Annotated in this window: 8 protein-coding genes; 4 read left to right on the forward strand and 4 right to left on the reverse strand. The window is 59.6% G+C overall.

The window, feature by feature from the left end:
• The first annotated feature begins 313 nt into the window (after window positions 1-313).
• The 4 genes from BKX93_RS03505 (at window position 314) to BKX93_RS03525 (ending at window position 4,548) form a co-directional block, all read left to right on the forward strand.
• The gene (locus tag BKX93_RS03505) at window positions 314-949 is read left to right on the forward strand and encodes a hypothetical protein (protein WP_070978742.1); all 636 of its coding nucleotides are present in this window, start codon (window positions 314-316) and stop codon (window positions 947-949) included.
• A 965-nt stretch (window positions 950-1,914) separates the two neighbouring features.
• Window positions 1,915-2,163, forward strand: a complete 249-nt coding sequence (locus BKX93_RS24465; protein WP_145929246.1) for a hypothetical protein — start codon at window positions 1,915-1,917, stop codon at window positions 2,161-2,163.
• Window positions 2,164-2,187: 24 nt separating this feature from the next.
• Window positions 2,188-3,287 (forward strand): IS3 family transposase gene (locus tag BKX93_RS03515; protein ID WP_145929247.1). Its coding sequence is split into 2 segments (ribosomal slippage): window positions 2,188-2,449 and window positions 2,449-3,287, totalling 1,101 coding nucleotides; the frame shifts between segments, so codons are not numbered across the junction.
• 430 nt (window positions 3,288-3,717) lie between these two features.
• Window positions 3,718-4,548 carry a hypothetical protein gene (locus BKX93_RS03525; protein WP_145929248.1) on the forward strand — a complete coding sequence of 277 codons (831 nt, stop codon included), beginning with the start codon at window positions 3,718-3,720 and terminating at the stop codon, window positions 4,546-4,548.
• A gap of 282 nt (window positions 4,549-4,830) precedes the next feature.
• Here BKX93_RS03525 and narI read toward each other — a convergent pair whose 3' ends face one another.
• From narI to BKX93_RS03545, 4 genes are all read right to left on the reverse strand, one after another.
• Window positions 4,831-5,517, reverse strand: a complete 687-nt coding sequence (gene narI / locus BKX93_RS03530; protein ID WP_070978748.1) for a respiratory nitrate reductase subunit gamma — start codon at window positions 5,515-5,517, stop codon at window positions 4,831-4,833.
• A gap of 73 nt (window positions 5,518-5,590) precedes the next feature.
• Window positions 5,591-6,232 carry a nitrate reductase molybdenum cofactor assembly chaperone gene (gene narJ / locus BKX93_RS03535; protein ID WP_070978749.1) on the reverse strand — a complete coding sequence of 214 codons (642 nt, stop codon included), beginning with the start codon at window positions 6,230-6,232 and terminating at the stop codon, window positions 5,591-5,593.
• Between the two features lie 11 nt (window positions 6,233-6,243).
• Window positions 6,244-7,794 (reverse strand): nitrate reductase subunit beta, encoded by a 1,551-nt coding sequence (gene narH / locus BKX93_RS03540; RefSeq protein ID WP_070978751.1) that lies wholly within the window; start codon window positions 7,792-7,794, stop codon window positions 6,244-6,246.
• Entirely contained in the window at window positions 7,791-11,489 is a 3,699-nt protein-coding gene (locus tag BKX93_RS03545; protein ID WP_070978753.1) for a nitrate reductase subunit alpha, read from the reverse strand. Before BKX93_RS03545 ends, narH begins: the two co-directional genes overlap by 4 nt.
• Window positions 11,490-11,522 lie beyond the last annotated feature (33 nt).

An 11,522-nucleotide genomic window follows, 5' to 3' on the forward strand; every position in this document is an offset into this window, starting at 1 on the left:
AGAGCTGGCCAAGGGCCATGCCCGCGAACAATGCAACAACAAGCCGCAACGTAAGCCCGACAACTAGTTGCGGGTATGGCCTGCCCCACCAAGCCGCGTTGCTTGGCTACCCGCTGTCCATGAGTTCGGCGTTGAATGGCCATGCCTGGCAAGTGGCGTGTTTCCGCCAACCTTAGGCCCCACAAAAAACGCCCGGCCGTCATCATTCGGATCCCAACAAAGCAATCTTGACGGCATATTTTTTATGCGCCAAGATTTTCCGATTTTCACTCGACGTTTTGGGCGGCTAAATTACAAGTTAGCCGGAAATTTTATGCTTATCGTTGTCGAAGGAATCAGTGCCGTCGGAAAAACCACCTGGGCATCAAGATATGGGCCCATGGTCGTCGATGAAATCAGCGGAAATCCCCCCGAGGACAGCAGCGTCACTGCTGCGGGCCAGTACTGGAGTGAGCGTCACAGTGAGCGTTGGCAGCTCGGTTTGGCTCTAGAACAGGGGCACAAAATCGTATGCTTTGACACCGACCCGTTGAAAATCCACTATTCATGGTGCTTGTGGCAGATCGGTGAAGGCTCACGCGAAGCATGGATGGCGACTGTCGAGAGCAGCCGCGAGCTTATCGTCCAGAAGCGGCTTGGCTTTGCCGACCGGGTTTTATTTCTTGAACGATCCGAAGAGGAAGTCAGGCTGCAGAGGGCAAACGATATAACGCGACGACGCGGCAACTTCGAAACCAATGTCCGCCTCTGCAAGCCACTACGGCACTGGTACCAAATGCTAGAAACCTTATCACCCGGCAGCGTGGTTTTTAATGCGCATCAAGCGACAGACCCGGCGCAGCCTCACTTGCGGACCGATCGCTACAACCTCCAGTTATTTGATGCACTCATTAATGCTGCTGATCGTCATCCGGTTAACCCTGCACTTCAGGGCTGCAGGTTGGAGTGAATAAAATCAAGCCCAACATTTACCGAAAATAAATAGACACCGCCCAATCCATCGTCATCGCCAAATGATCCACTGCAAGCGTTGGGCTTCGCAAGCTTAGCCCAACCTACTGTCCTGAGCAGCCGGGTGCAGGCGGCGGTCTATGCCGTCGAGCATGGGCTGGACAAGGTTTTAGCACCCCTTACATGGGTTGCTCGCTACCCTGGCGCGTCCGACCCCTACGCCAGGCAATGACGCATGCATGGCCGCAAGAAAGAGAAACAAACACAGCCGTCGTCCCAATGAGCCAATCGCGACGTATTCACGGCGAATAGAACATAGGAGTGGACTGACAGACCAGTCAGCCCGCGCTACTCGGCTGCCTGTTTATGTGTCTATGAGTGCAACGTGGAATGCCCCCTGTCCAGCAAGTGGTGTACTTCTTCCAACTGTAGGCCTCCTCAGAAGTGACCCGATCAGCATGGCGTTGATTTTAATGCTAAAATTCTAAAAGCATATTTTTATGCACCATGATCTTGTGGTTTTCACTCGACATTCCGGGTGGATAATTACAAGTTAGCGCTTTCATGTACGACCTCCTGAAAGGGGCACTTATGTCGATTACTTGTACTCTTCGTTTTCATGGATCTGACTCTCTCCTCCAATCCATCACTCTCCAATGCCTACCCTCTATCGGAGAAACACTTTTCCTTGACGGAAATGTAGAAGCTGTTGTTGAACGTATTCATCACGAAATATCGGCAAAAGAAAAAACACACAAAATTGTCGTCACCTACAAACCATGTCAATGATAAATTTTCAGATAAACTTCCTCAACTGGAGGTAGTTTTCTGGCAGCCACGGTAATCAATTTTCCTGGACCGCGCCGACGCATTCATGCCAGAGAGTTAGTTCTAACATTTCATTTAAGCCGACACCGCATAGCTGCGCAGCTTCATTCAGACATTAGAAGGAGCTTCAACCAAATGGCAGCAACAAAATTAGAAACCCTCTCCTATGAGTTCTTCCGAGAGTTCGCGCGCTATGAGTATTGTCTCAAAGCAGTCGGACTCCGTGAAAATTCACATACAGCCAAAGCTAGCTGGGCCAAATATGCCGTTGAGGTCGCAAATGTAATTGAGAATCCACAGGAATTAGTTCTTTCTGACGCTATCACTTTGACCTCCTCCCGCAAAAACGTAGCGGCGAAAAGTAGAGATTTCTGGCAAATTTAAGCCCATCCGGGCAGGAGATTTGTCATGAAAAAATCGAAGTTCACCGAAGAACAGATTGCCTTCGCCTTGCGCCAGGCGGAATCCGGCACCACCGTCGCCGAGGTCTGCCGCAAGATGGGCGTCTCCGAAGCCACCTTCTACAACTGGAAGAAGAAATACGGCGGCCTGGGCGTCAGCGAATTGCGCCGCCTGAAACAACTGGAAGAAGAGAACGCCCGCCTCAAGCGCATGGTCGCCGACCTGAGCCTGGACAAGCAGATGCTGCAGGAAGTCATCCAAAAAAAGCTGTGAGGCCGGCTCGCAAACGCGAGCTGGCGAACTTCCTGATCGACGCCTACCGCGTCAGCATCCGTCGCGCCACCGCGGTCATTCAACTGCGGCAAGCTACCTATTTTTATCGCCCTCACCCTCGAGACGATCGTGCGGAGCGGCAGCGAATCCACGAGATCGCCGCCACGCGTATTCGTTATGGCGCGCGCCGCATCCACGTCCTGCTGCGGCGTGAGGGCTGGCAGATCAATCACAAGAAGACCTACCGGATCTACTGCGAGGAGGGTTTGAACCTCCGGCGCAAACGGCCCAAGCGGCGAGTGGCGGCCGCGCACCGGCAAGCTCGGCCGGCGGTCTCCAGTTTGAATGCCTGCTGGAGCATGGATTTCGTCGCCGATCAGTTGTTCAACGGCCAGAAAATCCGGGCCTTAACTGTGGTGGATAATTTTAGTCGGGAGAGCTTGGCGATCACGGTGGATTTCGCGCTGAAAGCCGCAGACGTGGTTGCTACGATGCAGCATGTGCAAGCCTTGCGCGGGACACCGCAACGAATTCAGGTCGACAACGGCAGCGAGTTTATTTCCCTGGCGCTGGACCAGTGGGCCTATGAGCAAGGCGTCACGCTGGACTTCTCACGACCAGGGAAACCCACGGATAATGCCTTTATCGAGTCATTTAACGGCAGTCTGCGGGATGAGTGCCTGAATGTGCATTGGTTTTTATCGCTGGATGACGCACGTGAAAAGATCGAGCGTTGGCGGCAGGATTACAATGAATTCAGGCCGCACAGTTCGCTGGGCGACCAGACCCCGAGCGAGTTCAGACTTGCTCACCTTGAAGCCGGAAATCTCTAGACTAGACCGCTCGGTTAGCCGGGAGGAGGTCAGAAGCCGGAAATCTCTAGACTAGACCGCTCGGTTAGCCGGGAGGAGGTCAACTTACTTCATAGAGTATCCACCTAAGAAGCAGATCATTAGGGATGGCGCGCTAGACTGGGATGAGGCACTACCAAACCATCAAAGTAGGGCGGAACTGATCTTGCTGTTGATCTGTCGTGTCAGAAACAACTTGTTCCATGGCGGAAAATTCAACGGTCGTTGGTTTGAACCACAACGCAGCGAGCATCTCATACAGCATGCGCTCACCATCCTCAAGGCTTGCGGCCAGAGTCACGCCAGAGTGTATGAGGCATATGCCGGCAACACCCTCTAACAATTCATTCAGGCCGACGCCGCAGAGCGGTACTGCTTAACTCACACGTTAGATCCAAGGGACATGTCATACATGCTACTCGGTCTCGATCTGAAAACATGGTTGGGCTTTACGATTTTGGGTGCCATCGTCTCGACGCTTGGTTCCCTATTTGGCGTAGTTCTCAAGGACTACTGCTTCACCCGCTCCTTCGAGCGGTGGAGGCAGCGTCAAACGTTAGAGCAGCTTTACCAGAAGTTCCGAGACCCTCTGCTCTTGTCAGCGCGCGAGCTTGCCTCACGAACAGCCGAAGTCATTGACCACTTTCCAACCGTCTATCTCAATGAAAGAGTTCTCGCATCACGCCCAGAGACGCAAGTGGCGAACAATATCGATGACCCTTATTTCAAACGCTACAAACTGGTCAGCACGGCCTACCGACTGAGCGCGTTCATGGCTTGGGTGGAGCTCTATCGTCAAGAATTAACCTTCCTACATTCGGGGAATAACGCGCATGCGACAGAGCTCGAGCGAGCCGTGGGTCGCATTCGCAGCGATCTGGCCGATGGTCAACTGAATAACGCTAACGATTGGGACAAGTGGAAGGACAAGCTTATTTTTCGAGAGGAGCTTCGCGCCATCGGTGAATCTCTGATTGAAACACGAGGTGCTACTCGCACTGTCATAGGCTATGGACGGTACTGTGAGCAGTTGGAGACAACAACCCCGAACGCTGTTCAACGGTGGTCGCCGGTCGTTCTTAACTTCTTTCTCGAACTACAAACGAACGGTAAGGACTTCCGCCAAACGAGACTCAAAAGGCTTCTTGTTCACCTTGTCGAGCTGATGCGTCTCATAGATCCCAACTCTACCGAACCTTACCTGGAGAAAGCATGTGCTGAACTGCGAAGCGAGGTGAAGTAGGACCGTAAGTTCGGCTAAGTTTGCGAAGCCTGATATTTACCGCGAAACATTTGATGATGCCTATGGGTTAGGTAATGTCTATTCATGCTCGGCAAATGTTGAGCTGCATTCTATTCAGCCCGACCCAAGGCTCTGGACTTAGCCAGATACAACCGTGTGCCAAATGACCCTAGGTATAGCCTAATAGGCCAAGCCGCGCTACACCCTCGCCCCCCAAACAAAACGCCGCGCCCTTCTCCGGATGCGCGGCGTTTTTCATGCCCAAGCGTTCAGCCCCGCGGTTCAGCCCCGCGGGCGCACCAGCTGCCAGGCGCGTCCCAGGTAGGTCACGGCGCCAAAGCCGCTCCACACGTGCACCAGCCGGGTGAAGGGGAAGATCACGAACAGGCTCATGCCCATGAACAGGTGCAGCTTGAACACCGACGAGGCCGAGACGATGAAATCCGCCGCGTCGCCGCGGAAAGTGACGATGTGCTGCGCCCAGCTCATCAACAGCACCATTTCGTGACCGTCCAGATGTTGGGCCGACACGAAGATGGTGGACAGGCCCAGCAACAGCGTGGCCAGTATCCACAGCAGCACCAGCTTGTCGCGCCAGGTGGTGTTGGCCGCCAGACGGTCGCATAGGAAGCGGCGGTGCAGCAGCAGCACGATGCCGATCAGGCACAGGCCGCCCATCAGGCCGCCGGCGCTCATCGCGAACACCTGCTTGAAGCTGTGCGTCACACCCAGCGCCTCCCACACCGCCAGCGGCGTCAACAGGCCGGCCAGATGGCCGAAGAACAGGCCGATGATGCCCAGGTGGAACAGAATATTGCCCAGGCGCAGCTGGCCGCGGTACAGCAGCTGCGATGACTCGCTCTTCCAGCTGTACTGCTCGCGCTCGAAGCGGATCAGGCTGCCCAGCAGGAAAATGGCCAGCGCGATGTAGGGATAGATGCCGAATACGAATCTATGCAGATAGTCCATGTTTGTCTCCCGATGGCGAGGCGTCAGCGCCGCCCGCCGCCCCTCTCCCATTCAGCGAAGAGGGGGCAAGGTTTCAGGCGCTTGCGCCGCGTGGATAGAAATTGACCGGGGCGATCGCCGGCGGCGCCGGGCGCAGCAGCGGCTCCACGCCGTCCGCGCCTGGGCCGAAGGTTTCCAGCATTTCGTCCATGTCGCGGATAGGCGGCGCCTGAAGCGGCTCCGGCTTGACCGGCGACAGCGTCAGCAGCGCGTCGAACAGGCCGGCGTATGCCGACTCCGCCTCGTTCAGCCTGCCGGCGACGTGGCCGATCACATGCACCGCGTCGCTCAGCAGCCGCTCGGACTCGGCCCTGTCGCACTGCCCCAAAAACTCCAGGAACAGCGGCAGGTAGTCCGGCAGCTCGCTGCAGGCCAGCTCGAAGCCGTGCCTGCGGTATTCCTCCAGCAGGTCCACCATGGCCTGGCCGCGGGCGCGGTCCTCGCCGTGGATATGCTCGAATAAGTGCAGCGAGTGCGACGGATTGCGGTCGAAGGTGAGCACGTAACGCTGCTGCAGCTCGATCAGGTCCTCGTTCTCCAGCGCCTGCAGCAACGGCTCCAGCAGGCTGGCGGTTTGCAGGTGCTCGGCCGCCTCGGCGCGGATCTCGTCCACCGCGGCGACCAGCTCGGCCTCCGGGTAGCACAACAGCGCGGATAGAATGGCGTGGATGCGCATGATGGTCTCCCTCAGTTGCCGGCGTTGGACTTGCGGTCGCGCCGCATGTCGTGGAACACGATGGGCGTGGCCTTCTTCTTGCCGAACAGGCTGGCCTCGGATTTGCCGCCGGAGCAGCCGTTGCCGAAGCTGAAGCCGCAGCTGGCCTTGTCCTCGAACGCCTCCTCCACCATTTCCTTGTGGCTGGACGGAATCACGAAGCGGTCTTCGTAATTGGCGATGGCCATCACCTGGTACATCTCTTCCACCTGGCTTGCGGTCAGGTGGGTGCCGGCCAAGGTCGACGCGTCGCTGACCTTCTCCACGCTCTTCTTGCGCATGTAGCGGCGCATCGCCACCATGGTTTCCAGCGCCTTGACCACCGGCTCTTCCTTGCCCGCCGTCAGCAGGTTGGCCAGGTACTTGATCGGTATCCGCAGGCTCTGCACGTCCGGAATGATGCCGCCCTCGCCTATCAGGCCGTTCTCCATCGCGCTCTGGATCGGCGACAGCGGCGGGATGTACCACACCATAGGCAGCGTCCGGTATTCCGGGTGCAGCGGGAAGGCCACCTTCCATTCCATCGCCATCTTGTACACCGGCGAGCGGCGGGCGGCGTCCAGCCAGCTTTGCGGGATGCCCTGCTTCAGCGCCTCGGCCGCGATGGCCGGATCATTCGGGTCCAGGAACAGGTCCAGCTGCGACTGATACAGATCCTGCGGATCTTCCACCGCCGCCGCCTGCTCGATCTTGTCGGCGTCGTACAGCAGCACGCCCAGGTAGCGGATGCGGCCGACGCAGGTTTCCGAGCACACGGTAGGCTGGCCGGACTCGATGCGCGGGTAGCAGAAGATGCACTTCTCGGCCTTGCCGGACGTCCAGTTGTAATAAATCTTCTTGTACGGACAGCCAGACACGCACATCCGCCAGCCGCGGCACTTGTCCTGATCGATCAGCACGATGCCGTCGTCTTCGCGCTTGTAGATGGAGCCGGACGGGCAGGAGGCGACGCAGGCCGGGTTCAGGCAGTGTTCGCACAGCCGCGGCAGATACATCATGAAGGTGTTTTCGAAGGCCGAGTACATCTCCTTCTGGATGCCTTCGAACAAGGCGTCCTTGGCGCGCTTGGAGAATTCGCCGCCCAGATCGTCCTCCCAGTTCGGGCCCCATTCGATCTTGTCCATCTTCTTGCCGGTCAGCACCGACACCGGCCGCGCGGTCGGCGGCGTCTGCATCCGCGGCGCGTTCTGCAAATGCTCGTAGTCGTAGGTGAACGGCTCGTAGTAGTCGTCGATGGCCGGCAGATTGGGGTTGGCGAAAATATTGGCCAGAATCCTCAGCTTGCCGCCCTGGCGCGGTTCCAGCTTGCCGTCGCTGCGCCGCTTCCAGCCGCCCTGCCACTTGTCCTGGTTTTCCCAGTCCTTGGGGTAGCCGATGCCGGGCTTGGTTTCCACATTGTTGAACCAGGCGTACTCGATGCCGTCGCGGCTGGTCCACACGTTCTTGCAGGTGACCGAACAAGTATGGCAACCGATGCACTTGTCCAGATTCAGCACCATGCCGATTTGCGCGCGTATCTTCATTGCTTCTCTCCCGCCGGAACGTCCATCCAGTCGACTTTGTCCATCTTGCGCACCACCACGAACTCGTCGCGGTTGGCGCCCACCGTGCCGTAGTAATTGAAGCCCCAGGACAGCTGGGCGTAGCCGCCTATCATGTGGGTGGGCTTGGTCACGGTCCGGGTCACCGAGTTGTGGATGCCGCCGCGCTTGCCGGATACTTCGGCGCCCGGCACATTCACGATCTTCTCCTGGGCGTGGTACATCATCGTCATGCCTTCCGGCACCCGCTGCGACACCACCGCGCGGGCGGTCAGCGTACCGTTGACGTTGAACACCTCGATCCAGTCGTTGTCGGCGATGCCGGCCTTGGCGGCGTCGATCTCGGACAGCCAGACGTGGGGCCCGCCGCGGCTGAGCGTCAGCATGCGCAGATTGTCGGAATAAGTGCTGTGTATGCCCCATTTCTGGTGCGGGGTGATGAAGTTCAGCACTAGCTCATGATTGCCGTTGCCATGCTTGCCCAGCACCGCCTGCGTGGTCTTCAAATCGACCGCCGGCTTATACACACACAATCCCTCGCCGAAGGCCCGCATCCACTGGTGGTCCTGGTAAAACTGCTGGCGGCCAGTCAGCGTGCGCCACGGAATCAGCTCGTGGACATTGGTGTAACCCGCGTTGTAGCTGACTTCCTCGCTTTCCAGGCCGGACCAGGTCGGCGAGGAAATGATCTTGCGCGGCTGCGCCTGCACGTCGCGGAAACGGATGGTGTCATGCTCTCGCGGGCGGGCAAGGTGTGTATGGTCGCGGCCGGTGATCTTGGACAGCGCGTCCCAGGCTTTCACCGCCACATGGCCGTTGGTCTCCGGCGCCAGCGTCAGAATCATCTCCGCCGCGTCGATGGCGGTCTCCAGGCGGGGCTGGCCCTTGCCGGCGCCCGATTGCGCCACCTGGTTCAGGCCGCGCAGGATGTCCACCTCGTGCGCCGTCTTCCAGCCTATGCCCTTGCCGCCGTTGCCTGCCTTCTCAAGCAAAGGGCCGATGGTGGTGAACTTGTCATAGATCGCGCCGTAGTCGCGCTCCACCACCGTCATCGCCGGCATGGTCTTGCCCGGCGCCGGCTCGCACTCGCCTTTCTTCCAGTCCTTGGGGTCGAAAGGCTGGCCCAATTCCTGCGGGCTGTCGTGCATCAGCGGCGTCAGCACCAGGTCCTTCTGCGTGCCCAGATAATCCTTGCCGATCTCGGACAGGCTCTTGGCGAAGCCCTTGTAGATTTCCCAATCGCTCCTGGCCTGCCACAAGGGCTGCACGGCCTCGGACAGCGGGTGGATGAAGGGGTGCATGTCGGAGGTGTTGAGGTCGTCCTTCTCGTACCAGGTGGCGGTGGGCAGCACGATGTCGCCGTACAGGCAGGTGGTGGACATGCGGAAGTCCAGCACCACCATCAGGTCCAGCTTGCCCTCGGCGGCCGGACGCACGGTGATTTCGCTCGGCTTGATGCATTCGTCTTCCGAGCCCAGCACCGCGTTTTGGGTGCCCAGCAGGTATTTGAGGAAGTACTCGTGGCCCTTGCCGGAGCTGCCCAGAATGTTGGAGCGCCACACGAACATGTTGCGCGGGAAATTCTGCGGGTTGTCCGGATCGTTGCAGGCCATGTCCAGCCGGCCCGATTTCAAACCATCCACGGTATAGGCGACCGGGTCCAGCCCCGCCTCGGCGGCGGCGCGGGTAATGTCCAGCGGGTTGGCGGACAGCTGCGGCGCGGACGGCAGCCAGCCCATCCGTTCGGCCTTGGCGTTGTAATCGATCAGCGCCATGTCGGCCATCTTGCCGTCGGCGGTCGGACACAGGATCTCGCCCACGCCCAGTTTTTCATGCCGCCACTGGCTGGTATGGGCGTAGAAGAAGCTGGTGCCGTTCATCTGCCGCGCCGGGCGGTTCCAGTCGCCGGCGAAGGCCAGCGGCGCCCAGCCGGTTTGCGGCCGCAGCTTTTCCTGGCCGACGTAGTGGCACCAGCCGCCGCCGGACTGGCCGATGCAACCACACAGCATCAGCATATTGATGATGCCGCGGTAGGTCATGTCCATGTGGTACCAGTGGTTCAGCGCCGCGCCGACGATGACCATGGACTTGCCCTGGGTCTGGTCGGCGTTCTTCGCGAACTCGCGCGCCACCTGGATCACCAGCTCCGGCTTCACGCCGGTGTGCTTCTGCTGCCAGGCCGGCGTGTACGGCGCGTCGTCCATGTAGTCGATGGCGACGTTGCCACCGCCCAGGCCGCGGTCCAGGCCGTAGTTGGCGGCCATCAGGTCGAACACCGTGGCCACCAGCGCCTCGCCGCCGTCGGCCAGCTTGACGCGCTTGGCCGGCACATTGCGGGTCAGCAATTCATCGTGCTCGGAGCCGAAATACGGGAAGCCGACGCCGACCACCTCGTCGCGATGCTCGATCAGCGACAAGCGCCCCGACACCTCGCGCGCGCCCTCGGCCTTCTGCTCCAGATTCCACTTGCCGGTTTTGCCCTCGGCCTGGCCCCAGCGGAAGCCGATCGATCCATTGGGCGCGACGATGTCGCCGCTGGCCTCGTCGATCAGCAGGGGTTTCCAGTCCGGGTTGTTGTCTTCGCCCAATTGGCCGTCAAGATGCGAGGCGCGCAGGAAGTAGTCCGGCAGCCAGCGCTCGCCGTCGCGCTTGAGCGTCACCAGCATCGGCATGTCGGTGTAGCGGCGGATGTAGTCAGTGAAGTAGGCGGACGGCTGGTCGAGATGGAATTCCTTGAAGATCACGTGCCCCATCGCCATCGCCAGCGCGGCGTCGGTGCCCTGCTTGGGCGCCAGCCAGATGTCGCCGAACTTGGCCATTTCGCCGAAGTCGGACGACACCGCCACCGTCTTGGTGCCCTTGTAGCGCACCTCGGTGTAAAAGTGGGCGTCCGGGGTGCGGGTCATCGGCACGTTGGAACCCCACACCATCAGGTAAGTGGAGTTGTACCAGTCGGCGGACTCGGCCACGTCGGTCTGCTCGCCCCAGGTCTGCGGGCTGGCCGGCGGCAGGTCGCAATACCAGTCGTAGAACGACAGCGGCACGCCACCGATCAGACTGAGGTAGCGGCTGCCGGCGGCGTAGGACACCATGGACATCGCCGGGATCGGCGAAAAGCCGACCACGCGGTCCGGACCGAATTTCTTGATGGTGAAGGCGTTAGCGGCGGCGACGATCTCGTTGGCCTCGTCCCAGCTGGCGCGGACGAAACCGCCCTGGCCGCGCGCGGACTTGTATTGCTTGGCGAGCGCAGGCGTCTGGCTGATCTTTTCCCAGGCCTCGACCGGACTCAGGCTCTTGCGCGCGTCGCGCCACATCCGGGCCAGTTCGCCGCGCAGCATCGGATATTTGACGCGCTGGGCGGAATACACGTACCAACTGTAAGACGCGCCGCGCGGACAGCCGCGCGGTTCGTGGTTGGGCAGATCGGGGCGGGTGCGCGGATAGTCGGTCTGCTGGGTTTCCCAGGTGATCAGGCCGCTCTTCACATACACCTTCCAGCTGCAGGAGCCGGTGCAATTGACGCCGTGGGTGGAGCGAACGATCTTGTCGTGCTGCCAGCGCTGGCGGTATGCGTCTTCCCAGCCGCGGTCTTCATTCACCACCGCGCCGTGGCCGTCGGAGAAGGTGCTTTTCACCTTGCCGAGGAAATTCAGTCTGTCGAGAAAATGGCTCATCTTGCCTCCATGCGCGCCGGGGAACCCTGCTCT

This window comes from Chromobacterium vaccinii, assembly GCF_001855275.1.
GTDB lineage: Bacteria > Pseudomonadota > Gammaproteobacteria > Burkholderiales > Chromobacteriaceae > Chromobacterium > Chromobacterium vaccinii.